Genomic DNA, 17,187 nt, shown 5'->3' with positions numbered 1-17,187 from the left:
CGCGATGGTCGTCAACGATAACTCGGGAAGCCTGGTGCCCCGAGCCGTTCTCTGGTCCATCGCGAGCATGCTCGCTCCTACAGTAGTGGATTGGCGTTCGATAATTTAAATTGCACGCAATTCAATTGCTCGCTATGTTTAGCTCATCTTCCCGAATCCGGAACTTTCATCATGAGCGACAACCTGCTGAGCATCCCTTGCACCACCATCAAGGGCGAGCAAAAGACCCTGGCGGATTTCGCCGGTAAAGCCGTATTGGTGGTCAATACCGCCAGCAAGTGCGGTTTCACTCCGCAGTACAAGGGCCTTGAAGAGCTTTGGCAGACCTACAAGGACCAGGGCCTGGTGGTGCTCGGTTTTCCCTGCAATCAGTTCGGCAAGCAAGAGCCGGGTAATGAAGGGGCGATTTCCGAGTTCTGCGAACTGAACTTCGGTGTCAGCTTCCCGCTGTTCAAAAAGATCGAAGTCAATGGCGCCGACGCCCATCCCCTGTTCGTGCAGTTGAAAAAGCGCGCACCGGGTGTGCTGGGTTCCCAGGGCATCAAGTGGAACTTCACCAAGTTCCTGATCGGCAAGGACGGGCAACTGGTCAAGCGCTTCGCCCCGGCGACCAAGCCGCAGGACCTGACCCACGAAATCGAAGCCCTGCTCAAATGAGCAGCTTGTCAGTCGATTCCCTGAGGCTCGACAGCCAGCTGTGTTTCAAGCTGTACGCTGCTTCCCGTGCGGTCATTCGCGCCTACAAGCCGATGCTCGATCAGTTGGGCCTGACTTACCCTCAGTACCTGGCGATGCTGGTGCTGTGGGAGTGGCAGGAAACAGCCCCGGAACAACCGACCGTGAAGGCGCTGGGGGAGCGTTTGGCCTTGGATTCCGGCACGCTGACCCCGTTGCTCAAGCGCCTGGAACAACTGCAACTGGTGCAGCGCCAGCGTTCGGCGCGGGATGAGCGTGAAGTGCATTTGAGCCTGTCGCCGGCCGGTATGGCCTTGCGCGACCAGGTCGGGCCACTCAAGGCGCGTCTGTTGTGCGACAGTGGGGTCGATCTGAATCGTCTCAACGACTTGCGCGCTGGTCTCGATCACCTGTTGGGACAGATCAAGGCGCTGTCGTAGCGGGAACCCACAAGTCGAGCAGGGCGGCCAGTTCTTCTCGCCGGAAGGGTTTGGCCAGGTAGTCGCTCATGCCCGCGGCGCGACAGCGTTCGCGCTCTTCCGACATGGCGTTGGCCGTCAGGGCGACGATGGGCAGTTGGGGCCAGCGTCCGCTGCGGCGGATTTGCCGGCTGGCCTCATAGCCGTCCATCACCGGCATGTTGCAGTCCATCAGCACCAGGTCGAAATCCCGCTGCTCGAGTTGATCCAGGGCCTCGGCACCATGAGCCGCGGTAGTGACCTCGCAGCCGAGTTTGCCGAGCATGCCCTTGGCCACCAGTTGGTTGACCGGATTGTCTTCCACCAGCAACACGCGCCCGCGGCGTTGCGGGCATTGCGTGTCGAGTCGGGTATCGCTGATCGGGTGAGTTTCCGGTTGCAGGATCCGCCGCAACGTCTGATACAGCGTATTGCGTGCCAGGGGGCGTGCCTGTTGCTGCAAGGGGGCGAGGGCGTTGGCCTCTTCGCTGGGCATGAAATGGCCATAAGCGGTGATCAGCAGGATCGGGGCACCAAGGGTGGGGCGCAAATTGAACAGGCATTCGGGGCAGTCGGTAATGAGCACGTCGGCTGCCAGGCCAAGCAGCGAGTCATCCATGGAGCGCCGTTCATAGTCCAGCCCCCAGCCCGGCAACAGACTGTTGAGCAACTCGCCCAGCCCGCTGCTGGCGGCTGTGATGGCGACGACTTTGCCCTTGAGCAAAACGGCAGGCATTGCACGGGTATGGCTGGGCAATGGCAAGTCCGCGCAGAACTGGCTGCCAAAACCCGGCTCGGAGCTGATCGTCAGGCGCCCCTGCATGGCTTCGCAAAGGTTGTAGGTCAGCGCCAGGCCCAACCCGGTGCCGCCAAACTGGCGGGTAATACCGGCACCGGCCTGGGTGAACGGCTGGAAGATCTTGACCTGGGCATCGGGAGGAATGCCGATGCCGGTGTCGCAGACTTCGATTCTGACGCCATCCCCGAACGTCGAAAGGCGCACGTCGACACGTCCGAATCGGGTGAACTTGAGGGCGTTGGACAGCAGGTTACTGACAATCTGCCGGACCCGGGTCGGATCGCCGAGCACCAGTGCCGGGAAATGCGGGTCGATCAGGCAGGTCAGTTCGACACTGGGGGCGGCGTTCTGCGACAGCAGGTTGGCGGTGTCTTCGATCAGCGAGCCGAGGTCGAAGGGGATGTGTTCGAGTTCGAGTTGACCGGCATCGAACTTCGACAAATCAAGAATATCGTTGAGTAATTCCACCAGCACTTTGCCCGAGTCATGGGCGATTGACAGCTGCTGCTGTTGTTCGGCATTCAGCGGCCCGTCGAGGGACAGCGCGATCATCCCGAGCAAGCCATTGAGGGGCGTGCGAATTTCATGGCTCATGTTGGCCAGGAACACCGAGCGGGCGTCGGCCATGTCGAGGGCGGTACTGCGGGCGACCTCCAGTTCCTCGTTGGACTGGCTCAGCCGGGCGTTGATCGCCTTGAGCTCGGCGGTACGGGCCGAGACAATGTTTTCCAGTTGGCCCAGGTACTCGGTCAGGCGGTTTTCCGCATTGCGCCGCTGCTGGATTTCGGTGGCGATGTTCCTGAACTGCTGGTTGGCAACCTTGACCAGGACACCGATCTCATCATTGGCGTGCCCGGCGGGGCATTCCAGTGACGTCGGTTCGGTACTGCTCGGGTCGCGACTGCTGAGCTCACGGATGACCCGCACCAGAGGTTTGGTCAGCATCACATAGAACAGCGCCAGCAGGATGCCGGACAGCAGCAGGCTACGGGCGAAGCCGTTGAGCAGGGTCACCTCGGCCCGGCGCAGGAACCGGTCGCCGAAGGCGTAAGTGTCGACGTTCAGTCGCAGTGTACCCAGGGACTCGTTGGGTAAGTTATCCAAGTAAAGCCGGTCTTCGAATTGTCGATTGGCGCCGAACAGGAAATCGCTGAACATCCGGTAACCGTTTTGTATGCCGGGTCGCTTGACGTTGGCCAGCACAGTGCCGTTGTTGTCGGTCAGTTTCACGCTGATGATCGCCGGCGAGCGCAGCAGGCCCTGGGTCAGTTCCTTGGCGAGTTCGGCGTCAATGTTGTAGGCGATTCGCGAGGCCGGGTTGTGACTGATTTCCAGTAATGAAAGGATTTCACGATTGATGGAGGCGTCTTCACTGGCATAATCGATGCCTATTTGCAGCAGGCTGAGCAGCGTGCCCAGAATGAAGCCGACCAGCACGGTAAGCCGGGCCTGTTTGAACGACAGCCGGTTGGTGAATTTGATGTCCATGGGGGAGTGAACCACTTCCGTTTCCTTTCGCTGCTCAAGCATAGTCGATCATGCCTGCCTGCCGATGTTCTCGCGAGGCCCGTACCGTGGGGGCAGCCAGTTGTCTGACGCTGTGTTTTGTCGCTGTATCACCATCATTACCGTGAACGTGCCCGAGGAGAAGTCGTGGATTCCCGATTGAATGCTTTTCTTGAACGCGCCGATGCCGTCCTGGCCCGTATCGAGCCGTTGCTGCCGGCACCCCGGCCAGCCATCGACTGGACACAATGCCTGGCCGCGCGCTGGCAGCGAGAGTCGCGCGGCGGTTATCTGATGCCGCTGGAGGTCAGCCTCGACATGCGCCTGTCGGACCTGATCGGCGTCGACCGGCAAGTCGAGCAACTTGGACGCAATACCCGACAGTTCCTCGATGGCATGCCCGCCAACCACGCCTTGCTCTGGGGCTCGCGCGGCACCGGCAAGTCGTCGCTGGTGCGCGCCCTGTTGGCCGAGCACGCCCAGGCCGGCTTGCGTTTGATCGAGATTGAACGTGATCACCTGGCAGACCTGCCGAGAGTGGTCGAACAGATTGGCAAACTACCCCAGCGTTTCGTGCTGTTTTGCGATGACCTCTCGTTCGAGTCGGGCGAGGGCGATTACCGAGTGCTCAAAAGCGTCCTTGATGGCTCGCTGGAACAGGCACCGGACAACGTCTTGCTGTACGCCACGTCCAACCGTCGCCACCTGGTGCCGGAAAAGGAAAGCGACAACGAAAACTGGAAACGGGTCGACGGCGAACTGCATCCCAGCGAAGCAGTGGAAGACAAGATCGCGCTGTCGGACCGCTTCGGTTTGTGGCTGTCGTTCTATCCGTTTACCCAGGAACACTTCCTGAACGTCGTCGAACACTGGATCGGCCAGTTGGCCGGCAAGGCCGGACTGGCGTGGCAGCGCACCGAAGAACTGGACATTCTGGCGGTACGCTGGGCCACCGGCCGGGGCAATCGCAATGGACGTTGCGCTTATCAATTTGCCCGTTATTGGGTCGGGCTGAAACTGTTGGAGCACAAGGCATGATCGATTTACAAAAGAGCGGCCAGGGCCTCGAAGGCTACGGCATGCTGCACGCGCAACTGGAGTCCCTGCTGGCGGACGAGCGGGATTTCATCGCCAATGCCGCACAATTCTCGGCGTTTCTGTTCAATCAGCTCGATGACCTGAACTGGGCCGGTTTCTACCTCAACCGCAATGAGGAGTTGGTGCTGGGCCCGTTTCAGGGGCAGATCGCGTGCGTGCGGATTCCGTTCGGGCGTGGTGTTTGCGGGGCAGCGGCAGCCACCTTGCAGACTCAGCTGGTTGAAGATGTGCACGCGTTCCCCGGTCACATCGCCTGCGACAGCGCCTCGAACAGCGAACTGGTGGTGCCGCTGGTCAAGGACGGCCGCTTGATCGGCGTGCTTGATCTGGACAGCCCGAAACTGGCGCGCTTCAGCGCACAGGACCAGGCCGGGATCGAACAGCTGGCGGCGATTTTCCTGCGCCTGACCGACTGCTGATCAAGACGCCAGGCCGGCCTTGGCCAGCAGGCCCGACGCGTCCACCGCATCGATCTGCTCAGGGGCGAGGAAGCGCCTGGCGTACTGCAAATGGATCTGTGCCTTGATGAACAGCTCGAACAGCTCCGGATCGATATGGGCGTCACGGCACATGAACGCCATGATGCCCAGCGCCTCGCTCAAGGTCTTGGCTTTTTTGTAGGGGCGGTCGGCGGCAGTCAGCGCTTCGAAAATATCGGCAATCGCCATCATCCGCGCCGGCAGGCTCATTTCTTCTCGCTTCAAGCGTTTCGGATAACCACTGCCGTCCATTTTTTCGTGATGCCCGCCGGCTATTTCCGCGACGCTGCGCAAGTGCTCGGGGAACGGCAAATGGTTGAGCATCAGGATCGTCTGAACGATGTGGTTATTGATGACATAACGCTCCTCGCTCGTCAGTGTGCCGCGGACAATGCTCAGGTTGTACAGCTCACCCCGGTTGTATTTGTGGGGCGGAACGTCGAGCTTGAAGCCCAGGGGGTTATCGGGCGGTATCACTTCGTTTTCGTTGCGTTCGAACAGGTGCTCGGGCTTGTCCGCCAGTAACGGTTCGCTGACGGGCAGGGTGGGGACGGGCGTTCGGGCCTGACGCCGGTTTTCTTCCCAGGACACGCCCAGCCGGTCATCCAGGGTCCGGGTCCAGGTGCGTTCAGCCAGGCGGCGCAGGCGTTGCAGATCAGCGTCGGCCATGGCTTCGCCACCGAGATTGCAGCGGGCAACGAAGGCGAAGTCATCATCCAGCCCGGCCAGGCTGGCATTGCGCAGTTCTGCCAGCGATTGCTCGTCACCGCCCAGGGCAATGGCCTGCCAGTAGCTGATCCAGACATCGCGCTTGAGTACCTCGAAACGGGTACGGATTTCGTGGATGCGATCGGTCAGGGTTTCCAGTTTCGTGGCTTTGTCGACAACGTATTCCGGTGTGGTGACCTTGCCGCAATCGTGCAGCCAGGCGGCAATGTGCAGTGCCTCCCATTCATCTTCGGTCGGCTGATAGGCGCGAAAGGCGGGTTCCTGGCTGGCTGCCGCCGCCTGGGCAAGCATCAGGGTCAGTTCCGGCACGCGCTGGCAATGGCCGCCGGTATAGGGGCTTTTGGCGTCGATGGCACCGGCCAGCAGTTGAATGAAGGCGTCCAGCAGCTGTTTTTGCCGGGCTTGCAGGCGCTGGCTTTCGATGCACACCGCAGCCGCGCCGGACACCGCCTGGAGAAATGCAATGCGGTCCGGACGCAGTTTGTCCAGATCGCTCTGCTTGCCGCTGTCGGCCAATAGCAAGACCAGCAGGCCCACGGTTTCGTTGTGACGATTGTGCAGGCGGATTCCGATCAGGTGGACCCGAGGACTTTCCAGCGCGAGCAAGACTTTTTGCAGATCCCCCGCCTGCTCGAAACCCAGGTTACTGACGACATTGTCGGCGATTGCCAGCTGGTGCAGCCATGGGGGGCTTTGCGCGTTATCGAGGGAATGTCCGCGGATGTCGAAGGCTTGCAGGTTTGCGGCGGTGTCATTGATGACCAGTCCGTGGGGCTCCATGTGCTGGCCATCCCCTTCGCGCAGATAGATCAGGCCGGCATGGGCCTGACCGATCTTCACGGTTTCGAACAACACCCGCTCCAGCAGCGGGGCGAAGCGGGTTTCGGCGCTGAGGCTGTCAGTGATCTGGAAGAAGCTCGCCAGTGTGTCCTTCATCCGTGCCATCGACACGCTCAACAGGTCGACTTCGAGCACCGGCGAACGACGGGAAAGCGGAAAATTGAAATCGAAACTGCGAATCGCATCGGCCTCCTGCACCAGCGCACGCAAGGGTTTGACCAGGACTCTTGATGTCAGCCAACCCAGTGGCACGCATAACAGCAGTGTTGCCAGGGTAATGAGCGCACCTTGCCAGCGCATTCGGTAAGCGTCGACGAGCAACTCGTCTTCCGGTACCAGAAGAGCCAGCCGCAGGCCGTGGGGGCCGCCTTCCTGCATGCTGCTTTGCGCCACGATCCACTGCCGGCCTTCGGCGTTCAGGCGACTGCCTTCAGGCGGACTGTTGAGCAGCGCACCCAGGCCGGGGCTCAGGTCCGCCGCCTTGATCAGGCGGGATGTCTGATCATCGATGATCAGCCTGCGGCTGTCAGGGTAGGCAATGGCATTGCCTTCGGCATCGAACAGCACGATTTCGGTATTGGGGGTCACGACGTGCTTGGCCAGGGTGGCGCTGAGTTCGGCCAGTGTCAGGTCGGCGGCCAGGATTGCCTTGTCGCCACTGCGCCGCGCCAGCGTCGTGCCAATGTTGTGGGTGGAAAAAAAGATATAGGGTTCGGTCGTGATCTGGTCGGTTTCACTGCGGGCGCTGATAAACCAGGCACGATTGCGTGGGTCGTACGTGTCATTCAGGTTGTCCTGATGGCTGACAAGTGCCAGGTTCCGGTCGAAAAACAACGACTGGGAGAGGGGCTGGCCAGCGCTTTTGTGCTCGATGCTCCAGACCTGGTAAGCCGCTGTGTCCGGGGCCTTGACCAGGGCCTTGACCTCTGGGGTACGCAGCGGGCGGACCATGAAAAAGTCACCGTTGTCGTAGCCCAGGTACAGCGAAGCCAGATTGGGGTTGTCCTCGAGTGACTGGCTGAACGGTCCAAGCAGTGCCAGGCGTTGTTCCAGATCAGGGGACTGGCCTGCCGGGTTCAGTGCCAGCAGGCTCAACAGATGACGAATGGGTTCATAGGTTGCGTGCAGGTCCAGGCGGACATCCTGCTCAATGCGGTTGAAGAGTTTCTCACTGCTCGACAGTATGATTTGTGTGGTTTGCCGGTAGTTGAAAAGACCCAGCACCACTCCGGTCAGCAACAACAAAAAAGTGAACATCACGCTGATATGGACATGCAGTGGTAACCGGCGTGGATCGGTGCGCAGTGGGTCAGGCATTGCGGGTCTCTCCATGATGGTCAACACACTGCCGAGGGTCCAAGCATAGTTAAGGCTCTGTCACTTTGCTTTTGTCGTAATGCTCAATCTGACATAACAACGCTTGCTCCAGCTCAAGCAGGGTGCACTCCATGGATTTGCAGCATCCAGCCACTGTTGCGTGATCAAAACCCTCATGACAGGCTGCTTCGAGCGCCTCGCAGCGATCGATCAAGCGGGAGGCTTGCACTATCCGGGCCGCACCTTTGATTTTGTGGGCAATATCCTGCAGCGCCTGCGTATCCCCGGAGGCGGATAGCGACTGCAGCGTTTGCAGATCCTGGCGGTTGCTGCTTACCAGTTCGTTCAACAATCGCCGGTTCAGCACCGGGTTGCCCCCTGTCAGCAGTTTCAACCCGTGCAGGCTGAACGCAGGGGGTGCCTGAGTGGGTTCAATGCCTTCCATCCATTGACTCAAGGCACCGAGGCTGAGGGGTTTGAACAGACAGTCGTCCATTCCGGCTTGTTTGCAGCGTTGTACTTCTTCGGGTTGGGCGTTGGCGGTAAAGCCGAGAACGGTACAGGGAGGACGATGGTCTTGTCGTTCGTGCTGGCGAATGGCACGGGCCAGCTCGTAGCCGTTCATGACCGGCATGTTGCAATCGGCGATCACCAGATCAAACGGTTGGCCTTTCCATGCCTCCAGTCCCTCTTGGCCATCGGCCGCGACGGTAAACCGATGCCCAAGAAACTCCAGTTGCTGGCATGTGAGCAAACGATTGGCCGAGTGATCGTCGACTACCAGAACATTCAATGGGGTCGTGGCGACGACGATTTGCGTTTCGGCCACCTGGGCTGACTGTTGCAGCGGCAAGGTTTCCAGCTGCAGCAACACCTCCACTTGAGTGCCGATGCCCGGCTCGCTGCATAATTGCAGGCTGCCGCCCATCATCTCGCAGAGGTTGCGACTGATCACCAGCCCAAGCCCTGCGCCCCCCCTGGCCGATTGCGTGGCGTTGTCGGCCTGAGCGAAGGGTTCGAACAGGCGCTGTTGATCCTGTTCGCTGATCCCGATCCCGGTGTCGTGAACCAGCACCCGCATTTGTACGCGCTCAGGTTGCATGGCCGGATGCAGGTCGACAATGACCCGGACCTGGCCTTGCTCGGTAAACTTGATGGCATTGCTGACCAGGTTGGACAGTACTTGCTTGAAACGCAAAGGGTCGAGCAACACATCGAAGGTAGGGTTGGCCGGTGAAAACTCCAGCACCAGCTCGAGTTCCTTCTGTCGGGCCAGGCCATCGAAAATCCGCACGACCGAAGCCACCAGTTCACCCGGACTGACCCGCTCCGGGCTCAGGCTCAAGCGTCCTGATTCGATTCTGGCATTTTGCGACTTACGACAAAAACCCTATTTAATCGTCAAGTCCTAACCACTTTATAATTTTTATAAAATAAATAATTTTTAAAAACCATGAGAGGGAGTGGAGTAAGTGAGTGTATATATAATTATTTTTGATTATTGTCATAAGTATTTTGTTTGAATTGCAGTGCTTCTTGGGTTGGAAGCGATGAAAAATATTATATTGATTATAGTTATTCTGTTTTTAAAGTAGGAATTTGATATGATTAAAGCATAATAATAGAGCTGTGAAGGTGATTTATGTACACTTTTCGAAGTGAGTGTTTGCAAGATGTTCTCAGGTTTTTGGGTAAGGTTGGGGAAAAGTCAGTTATTATGTCTTGTCAGCTACAACAGGATCCTGTTTTACCTGATGTAGATGCAATCCTTGAAGTTGATATTTCTCTACGCAGCCTGCATCAGATCGCTGCCCTCATTCCGGATGCTCACGTGATTGCGGAGTCGCTAGAGCTAAAGAGGTCATGATGCGGTAGATAACTCAGTTCTTTTGAGTCCGACGATCCTAGAGAGCAATTGTATGCCGGGGTCAGTAAGGTCACTGCGATCTCCTTTTATGTGCCTAATTTAGGCGCTGAAGTCAGCAGAGTTCACGCGCTCCGAGCCTTCCAAATCGCAGAAGCTGGTCCCATTCAATCCCTGTAGCGAGTTTATTTCTGAGCTAACTTTACTGCGCTGGTGGTCATTTTCTGGCGTACAGCGAGGCCTTCGCACCGTTTCTCACCGCCTCAGGAGGGCCTAAGGATTGAAGGGGATGCACCTTGGATCCGTTCTTCTAGACGATTCGATAGTCTTTTTTGAGTCCACGACGGAATCACTCTGTGTGTTTTTCCTGTCTTGGCGTGCTGGCGGGCTCAGCCGAATCTGGGGTTGCTGCACTGATCGTTGAGAAGATCGAATCATCCATCTCGATGCTTGCAGCGACTAGGCATGAATGGCGTGTTAGCGATAAGTCCACGAAGCCTAAGACTTTAAGAAGTCGGCTCTCAATACTCTTCGGAATTGTGGGTTATGTTTGGAGTGTACCTTCGCTGACGGTGCGTCAAACTTCGTGCTCCCAGAAAAATCATGCAGTTAATTTTTTGATACATGGTTAATTCGAGAGAGAGGCATATTGCTCTCGACATATTTATATGCCCGATCTCTGCGCGGTTTTATGGAATGATGCTAGTAGCGAAGGTTGTAAGTGACTGCTATTCATCAGCGATGCGATATGATAGCTTTGACTGCGTAGATGTCCGGTCTTTGGAAGTTTTATGGGGATTGTCTTAATAATTTGGTTGTTGCTGATTGTCTCAACTGGCTTTCGAATTATTGAGCGGGGACTTCGCTTGTCCGCTGCTCACAAATATTATTCCTTGCAGAATATTGTCCTGCGTTCTTTGTTGGTCGGAACATGGGGGTCATTTTTGACCATCGTAAGTTTGGCTCTGGTGATCGCGATTAGCTTTGTTTTGGCACCGAGTCAAACTCAATATGCAGAGGGGGCGGTACGTGTATTTCTCAGCCGCTGGTTGCCGCCGACACCTGGAAATGCGGTGATTGTTTATGTGACAGCGAGCTTGTTTCTAAGTTTTCTCCTTGCACCCCAAGCGATGCTTGCCGGGCAGCGAATTCGCAAGCTGGGACATGGGATCTAGCTATGGCTGGAGGTCATTCTCCTCCTTCGTGATTGCGCTTCAGGATCAAGGGCCTGCTTTTTCCGAATTGCACTGCAATCTTTTCGAAGCTCAAGCGGAATCTCACCTCGGCTGCTTCGCGCTCCGATGCCGTCATCGCGGCTTGCTTTGATCGCCAGATCCCTCTCAACTCGTCCATCCTCCGCTGACCAAGTGCTTTCAACTCTACCAGCTCGTCGTAGGACGGGATCTCATTGGCTGGCCTTTGTTCATCATCATCGGATTGTTCAGTCATATGTAGTCATCCTACAGGCCAGATCGTTACCACTTCTCGAAATGGTAGCCGATCAGCTCGCGCTCGTCCCCCACGTAAGGAGGTGCCAATGGCAGAAATGGCTGGCTTGATGACGATAGGGTTGGGGGATGAGGAGGGAGGAGGACTAGATGTGAAGAGCTGAGCTGTTTCAGGATGAAGGCATTGATCCTTCGGTCCGCTCAACGCCCTGGACAACGCCCTCAGCTAAGATCTTCGCGTCGAGGCCACGTTGTTCCGCAACGACCAAGGTGATAAGCACCAACGGATCTACCTCTAGGATGGATGCAATTTCAGTAACCAAACCCCATGTGGGTGTTCGCTTACCATTCTCAAGCTTACTGACATAGCTTTCAGAGACGATGTCGTAAAAAGCCTCTTGTGTAAGGCCTTTTGCGAGTCTCAGCCTGCGCAAGGTAAAGCCAAATGCTTGTTGAAATTCCACTGCCGATGTCCAGCTTAAAAGCTGGCATTGGATCAAAAACTGAGCTATTTTAACTGGGACTTATGTCCTAGTTAAAATGGATAGTTCAATATTATATGTGTCTTGGTGCGCAAGTCTTGGCGACAAAAGCGGGTGTGGCATGCATTCGAAGCCGTCTGCTGCCTAGGTCGTAGCTCAGCAGGCTGAGATTTTAAAATGAAGAAGCGTACGCTTCGGCAGGAGAGGGGAGTGATGGATCCCATACGAGAAGAAGCAATGCTACTTGAAGTGCCAGAATCATCGATCAGTGGCCTGAAGGATTTGTTCGATCCTACGACAATATTTTTAGAGTTTGCTGCTCAACGAGGAGGATTCATTACATTTATTGTTGCGTATCACGAGTACACGAGTCACGGAGCTATTCGTTTGCTTGAGGTTAACTATGTCTCAGGCTTGAATATGTTTGCTTCAAAATTTCTGAGAGATATTGGTGAGTATGAACACTCTCTTTATCTACAGGTACCTCCCGAGGTAAATGGTAGTCGTTATCTTCAGTTCTATATAGTTGAAAAGGTGTATAAGTACTACTCGAAAGAACGTGGGGCTTTCGAGTTTTACATTGAAACTCTTGAAGGTCAGGTTATTCACAGCGTCAAAGAGGTTGGTGCTATATCGAACTGTGAATTGATATATTCCGCTATATAATTTATTTGGTATTTTGCTGGTCAAAGTGGACGCAAAAAAAGAATGCAATGGCGCAAGAATAGGCAAAGGTCATTGTGTGGTCAGAATATTGAGGCGTTCTTGATAGATTTTTAGTTAAAATATGGGGTTATAAGCACGAACTCCTCGTGGTTGCTGAAATTACGGAAAATTTTGGAGCGAGACTTAGATGCCAGGTTGCGAAGATGTGTCGATGATGAGCGGAATAAAGATCCACACGGGCTCATTTGCAATTGGAGTCGTGTGATGATTTGCCTGTCGTGATGAACTATTTCGTCCAATTTTGTTCTCTACACTTGCCTGCTTTTGAGTACTGAGAACTGAGGAAGATTATGTTCATTCCGGAGTCATCAGCACTGCAAGAGTCATTGATGAATTTTCATTTCGATCTATCGCAGCTAGGGCGCCACGAACGTTATCTCTCTAATGACCCGCGCTTCTCCACCCAGTTTGAAAGCTCCATGATGGCGGCTTCGAGTGCGAATTGGTTTTCGTTGGTTTGAATAGCAGAGAGGGAAGTAGGTCAGAGTTTGACATTGTGTTCCTCCCAGGTAAGGAAAGCGTAGAAGCGAACTGTGATAGAGTAACATTTCCTGTGCTGGAGCACGGGATGGCATCTCTTTTATCGCTGCGGCGTAGGAAACTAAAGTTAAAAGCAGCTAGGAGAAGCTTACGCACTCGCTTAATCCGTCAAGGTGTTCATCTTTAGTGTCCACACCAAATGCTTCCAAAAATTTCTTCGCAAAGATGTCTTTCGGTCCTTCTTTACCTTCCTCTTTATTGAGGATTCTTGAAATAGAGCTTACGAAAAGGTCGGCAATCTGCATAAGTGGTGAAATGCTAGAGTCCTCAACATCAACGATGTCAATGTACACGTTTCCTTGGAATAAATTTTTCGAAGCATTCTGCAATTGAAGTTCAATTTCCATCATGGATAGTTTGTCTTTTGACGCCTCTTCCGCATCCTTCCTGAACTGAAGGTTTCGAGGGAGTACGGCTCGTCCTGACTTGTTCTCTTCGGAAATTCCTTGGATGACCATATGGTAAAAGAGTTTGTTCAAAGTGTCGTCCACATTATAAAGCCCACTTCTAACAACACCCAGTCCCTTAAAAGAAATAGAGGATGAGTTTTGTATAATTGCCCCGAGAAGTGCTTCGTAGGCTTCTAGATTTCCTTTACCGATTTCCTTGAAGTGCATCTCGCCCTTGAATCCGATCTCCTGCTTCTTCTGATTGATGGCGGCTGTTATCTTGATTGTCTCATAACTGCGCAGAACCCATAGACTTCCGACAAGTAAGTACTTCCCGGTTTTTCCGCTTTCGTCAGCATAGATGCAGTATACCGGATGGGTAGGCCTAACTTCGAGTGCGCGTTGCTTTTCCTCTTCTTCAAGTTTTCCTCGAAATTTTCGAACTTCCGGTGAGGCGATAAATAGGCCGAGTACATTTTGTACTACAGCGCGGGCTCGTGCAATTGAGTGAAGTCGTTGTAATTTTGGATAGTTTTCGAACGAAATGTCACCGCCACTGTACAGATCGGCTTGGAATGTTTTCCAATAGATAATCTGGCATTTTATGTCCGAATCGCGGGCCTGGGGGTAATGATTAAGGATCCAGGCAACCCTGTCTGTTACCCGAGTAGGACTGTTGCTTGCAATTGCGGAGAGCACTCTCAACTTTTCTGCTTCTTTATCTTTCCCTTTTTTCTCAAGCGCGACTAGTAGTTCTTCCTGCTCTTCATCTTCTGTAGGTGTGACGTCGATATCGTTCATCTCGATTCCCTTCAGCTGCCGCATTGGCTGTATGCCAGCATTGACCGTGAAAGGCTTCTCGTCAACTAGCACAATAGGGCGTTTACCACCTAAATGCTGAAAGCCTTTAAAATTAAAAAAAAGGTGCGCGTCAGGAACCGGCTGGGTGGCGATTGTTTCTATACGCAGACGAGTTCCGAGAAGCCCTAACGCCTCTTGCTGTCCTTGACGGATAAAAGATCTACGGCTGGATCTGATGCAGATTGTGAAAGGGGGCAATGAGGTCCACTTTTGGCCTATTTCGGCTGGACTGAGGTCTTTCATCAAGATTGGATCGGAAGTAGATGGCCGATCAGGGCAATTGCGCAAATTCGGGCCGCACCGCACAATTATCAATCGTTGCAATTGAAGTTTCAAACAGAGGGTAACCGCCTGTGTTGGATGCCCGCTAATTGCCAATTATGTTGAAACAGTCGGTCCTTCGAGATGCCCGTGTACTGACTGCTGAAACGCCTCTTCTGCGACAGCTACGCCAAATATGAGTCCGGTATCCTCTGCTCAAAGTACAGATTTCAAACTCAAGCGCGTACTTTTCTGTCATGGAAACCATGGCCGCTTTTTCAACAGAGTCGGCCGATTGCTGCCTTTCAGACCTCGTAGCGGCTCGTTTTTGGAAACCCGCGATGCGAAGTGGCACCAGCATTGGCTGCGGTTACAACCCACTGGGACGCTCGATTTCCATTGAAGTGGTAGTCGTAGTTGGTTCTGTATTTAGAAAAAATCCCGGAGTCTACTTAGATTCCGGGATTTTTCGTTGTGACGCATTATTGATTCGAACTTCGAGAGTTCTTAAATCAGACACCAGCTGCCAGAGGGAACAATCCCAACAGCAAGCAGGCGATCAAGATTAGGAAGCTCAGTGCGAACGCCCATTTCATTGTGTATTTCTGGTGGTCACTGAACTCCACGCCTGCCAAGCCGCAGAGCAGGTAGGTCGAGGCCACGAGAGGGCTCAGAAGGTGAACAGGTTGACCTACCAGCGAGGCACGGCCAATTTCGGCGTGAGTAATACCGTAGACTTCGGCAGCCTTGGCCAGTACAGGAAGCACACCATAGTAGAAGGCGTCATTGGACATGAAGAAGGTGCCCGGAATACTCGCCAGTGCTGTGATCGGCGCCATGTAAGGGCCCCAAGTCTCAGGCAGCATTGCTAGGAAGCTCGCTGACATCGCGTTGACCATGCCCGTTCCGGACAGAATGCCTGCGAGGATGCCGGCTGCCAGGAAGATCGCGATCTGGTTCAAAGCTGTAGGAGCATGCGCAGAAATACGACGGCGCTGATCATTCATGTGCGGGTAGTTGATTACCAGTGCAATAGAGAACGCGACCATGAACAAAATGGAAAGTGGCAATATTTCCACCACCAGACCGGCCATCAACGCGATTGTCAGACCTGCGTTCAACCAGAACAGTTTTGGACGACGCAGTTCGGCATTTTCGTCTGACATGGATGGCAGACCTTCGTCAGCATCATCGTCAAAGACGGTGGCAGCAGCACCAACCGATAACCGCAACGTACCCAAACGCTGACGCTCACGAATACCGATGAAGTAGGCCAGTGCCAAGACACCGAGGAAGCCGACTACCATCACCGGAATAAGCGGGATAAACAGCTCGGAAGTCTCGACCTGCAAAGACGCTGCTGCACGAGCAAGTGGGCCGCCCCATGGCAATAGATTAGTGACGCTCGCGGCAAGAATTACCACACAAGTGAGTGACAGTGGTTCGATTCGCAAACGCTTGAACAAAGGCAGCATCGCGGTAACGGTAATCATGTACGTCGTTGAACCGTCGCCGTCCAGCGATACCATTCCGGCCAGAAGCGCTGCAAACACAACGGCCTTCATTGGATCGCCGTTGATCAGCTTGATGAACCTACGAATGATGGGATCGAACAGACCTGTGTCGAACATCACGCCGAAGTAGAGGATCGCGAACATCACCATGACCGCGGTCGGAGCTACCTTTTTCAGACCCTCGATCATCATGCCGCCCATGTCCGGGCCAAATCCCGCTAGGAGTGCAAATATGATCGGGACTGTTGTCATCGCTACCAACGGTGACAACCGCTTGGTCATGATCAGTGCCATAAAGGTCACGATCATGCCGTAGCCGAGTAATGAGAGCATTTGTATCACCTTGACGTAAAGTACAATTGTTTTTATGGGATCTGCGCAAAAAGCGCATCAAGGTTCCCGCTGTATTTTTGGTTTGATCCAGCGGGTTGCCGCTGAGTCTCACACGAGTATCAACTCATGTGAAGGCCACCATTCAGCGAGAAGTCAGCACCGTTCGCATACCCAGCCTCATCAGAGGCAAGCCAGGCACAAACAGCAGCGATCTCCTCAGGTGTTCCAAGGCGTCGAGTCGGAATGTCCTGGATGATGCGGTCCATAGCGTCGGCAGTTGTGACGGACTTGAGCTTGGCAGTGGCGATGTATCCAGGAGACACCGTATTCACTGTGACGCCGCGGGACCCGACTTCTCGTGCCAGGGCGCGAGTGAAGCCTCGGATTGCAGACTTGGCGGTGGAGTAGTTGACCTGACCCACTTGACCGAGCTGGGCATTAACTGAAGAGATGTTAATCACTCGTCCCCAGCCTCTTTCTGTCATGCCATCGATAACCTGTTTGGTTACGTTGAACAGGGAATTGAGGTTGGTGTCGATGACGGTTGCCCAGTCGTTGGGCTGCATTTCCTGAAAGACAACATTACGAGCGGTGCCGGCATTGTTGATCAGGACATCGACTGGGCCGACATTTTTCTTGATCTGCTCAAAGGCTTGGCGGCAAGAGTCCCAATCAGCAACGCTTCCTTCAGAGGCGATGAAGTTGAAGCCAAGCTCTTTTTGCTGAGCCAGCCAAGTGTCTTTCAATGGGGAATTGGGACCGCATCCTGCAACAACGGTAAATCCGTCTCGGGAGAGTCGCTGGCAAACTGCTGTGCCCAGGTTTCCCATGCCAGCAGTAACAAAGGCGATCTTCTTGGTCATGCGTT

Annotated in this window: 13 protein-coding genes and 2 pseudogenes; 6 read left to right on the top strand and 9 right to left on the bottom strand. The window is 54.5% G+C overall.

Features of this window, described 5'->3' with window-relative positions:
• The first annotated feature begins 171 nt into the window (after positions 1 to 171).
• Positions 172 to 657 carry a glutathione peroxidase gene (locus tag ACLD1X_RS20965; RefSeq protein ID WP_429370886.1) on the top strand — a complete coding sequence of 162 codons (486 nt, stop codon included), beginning with the start codon at positions 172 to 174 and terminating at the stop codon, positions 655 to 657.
• Positions 654 to 1,115: a MarR family winged helix-turn-helix transcriptional regulator gene (locus ACLD1X_RS20960; protein WP_429370884.1), complete on the top strand. Its 462-nt coding sequence runs from the start codon at positions 654 to 656 to the stop codon at positions 1,113 to 1,115. The genes ACLD1X_RS20965 and ACLD1X_RS20960 overlap by 4 nt, the downstream gene beginning before the upstream one ends.
• On the opposite strand, the gene ACLD1X_RS20955 is transcribed toward ACLD1X_RS20960, so the two are convergent.
• Positions 1,099 to 3,462 (bottom strand): response regulator, encoded by a 2,364-nt coding sequence (locus tag ACLD1X_RS20955; protein ID WP_429370882.1) that lies wholly within the window; start codon positions 3,460 to 3,462, stop codon positions 1,099 to 1,101. The two genes, ACLD1X_RS20960 and ACLD1X_RS20955, sit on opposite strands and share 17 nt — an antisense overlap.
• Before the next feature lie 123 nt (positions 3,463 to 3,585).
• Between ACLD1X_RS20955 and ACLD1X_RS20950 the strand changes: the two genes are divergently transcribed.
• Positions 3,586 to 4,476, top strand: a complete 891-nt coding sequence (locus ACLD1X_RS20950; RefSeq protein WP_429370880.1) for an ATP-binding protein — start codon at positions 3,586 to 3,588, stop codon at positions 4,474 to 4,476.
• Entirely contained in the window at positions 4,473 to 4,955 is a 483-nt protein-coding gene (locus tag ACLD1X_RS20945; RefSeq protein ID WP_429370878.1) for a GAF domain-containing protein, read from the top strand. The genes ACLD1X_RS20950 and ACLD1X_RS20945 overlap by 4 nt, the downstream gene beginning before the upstream one ends.
• Here the strand turns inward: ACLD1X_RS20945 and ACLD1X_RS20940 are convergent, their stop codons facing one another.
• Both ACLD1X_RS20940 and ACLD1X_RS20935 read right to left on the bottom strand, forming a co-directional pair.
• Positions 4,956 to 7,901 carry an HD domain-containing phosphohydrolase gene (locus tag ACLD1X_RS20940; protein WP_429370876.1) on the bottom strand — a complete coding sequence of 982 codons (2,946 nt, stop codon included), beginning with the start codon at positions 7,899 to 7,901 and terminating at the stop codon, positions 4,956 to 4,958.
• A gap of 49 nt (positions 7,902 to 7,950) precedes the next feature.
• Positions 7,951 to 9,267, bottom strand: a pseudogene (locus tag ACLD1X_RS20935) (ATP-binding protein); the annotation flags it as partial.
• A 1,289-nt stretch (positions 9,268 to 10,556) separates the two neighbouring features.
• On the opposite strand from ACLD1X_RS20935, the gene ACLD1X_RS20930 reads away from it, so the two are divergent.
• Positions 10,557 to 10,940 carry a hypothetical protein gene (locus tag ACLD1X_RS20930; RefSeq protein ID WP_429370874.1) on the top strand — a complete coding sequence of 128 codons (384 nt, stop codon included), beginning with the start codon at positions 10,557 to 10,559 and terminating at the stop codon, positions 10,938 to 10,940.
• Positions 10,941 to 10,953: 13 nt separating this feature from the next.
• Here the strand turns inward: ACLD1X_RS20930 and ACLD1X_RS20925 are convergent, their stop codons facing one another.
• Together ACLD1X_RS20925 and ACLD1X_RS20920 are read right to left on the bottom strand one after the other, a co-directional pair.
• Entirely contained in the window at positions 10,954 to 11,214 is a 261-nt protein-coding gene (locus tag ACLD1X_RS20925; protein WP_429370872.1) for a hypothetical protein, read from the bottom strand.
• A 169-nt stretch (positions 11,215 to 11,383) separates the two neighbouring features.
• Positions 11,384 to 11,677: a helix-turn-helix domain-containing protein gene (locus ACLD1X_RS20920; RefSeq protein ID WP_429370870.1), complete on the bottom strand. Its 294-nt coding sequence runs from the start codon at positions 11,675 to 11,677 to the stop codon at positions 11,384 to 11,386.
• 231 nt (positions 11,678 to 11,908) lie between these two features.
• Here ACLD1X_RS20920 and ACLD1X_RS20915 point away from each other — a divergent pair, with 231 nt between their 5' ends.
• Positions 11,909 to 12,361 (top strand): hypothetical protein, encoded by a 453-nt coding sequence (locus ACLD1X_RS20915; protein ID WP_429370868.1) that lies wholly within the window; start codon positions 11,909 to 11,911, stop codon positions 12,359 to 12,361.
• A gap of 354 nt (positions 12,362 to 12,715) precedes the next feature.
• Here the strand turns inward: ACLD1X_RS20915 and ACLD1X_RS20910 are convergent.
• From ACLD1X_RS20910 to phbB, 4 genes and pseudogenes are all read right to left on the bottom strand, one after another.
• Positions 12,716 to 12,916, bottom strand: a pseudogene (locus tag ACLD1X_RS20910) (hypothetical protein).
• Positions 12,917 to 13,038: 122 nt separating this feature from the next.
• On the bottom strand, positions 13,039 to 14,454 hold the full coding sequence (locus ACLD1X_RS20905) for a DUF3800 domain-containing protein (protein WP_429370866.1): 1,416 nt from the start codon (positions 14,452 to 14,454) through the stop codon (positions 13,039 to 13,041).
• A 530-nt stretch (positions 14,455 to 14,984) separates the two neighbouring features.
• The gene (locus ACLD1X_RS20900) at positions 14,985 to 16,319 is read right to left on the bottom strand and encodes a CitMHS family transporter (protein WP_429370864.1); all 1,335 of its coding nucleotides are present in this window, start codon (positions 16,317 to 16,319) and stop codon (positions 14,985 to 14,987) included.
• Positions 16,320 to 16,438: 119 nt separating this feature from the next.
• Positions 16,439 to 17,182: an acetoacetyl-CoA reductase gene (phbB, locus tag ACLD1X_RS20895; protein WP_429370862.1), complete on the bottom strand. Its 744-nt coding sequence runs from the start codon at positions 17,180 to 17,182 to the stop codon at positions 16,439 to 16,441.
• Positions 17,183 to 17,187: the final 5 nt, after the last annotated feature.

Source organism: Pseudomonas sp. 18173, from assembly GCF_050432945.1.
Lineage (GTDB): Bacteria > Pseudomonadota > Gammaproteobacteria > Pseudomonadales > Pseudomonadaceae > Aquipseudomonas.
The sequence above is the reverse complement of the archived record's forward strand: the minus strand, read 5'-3'. Positions and strand labels throughout refer to the sequence as shown.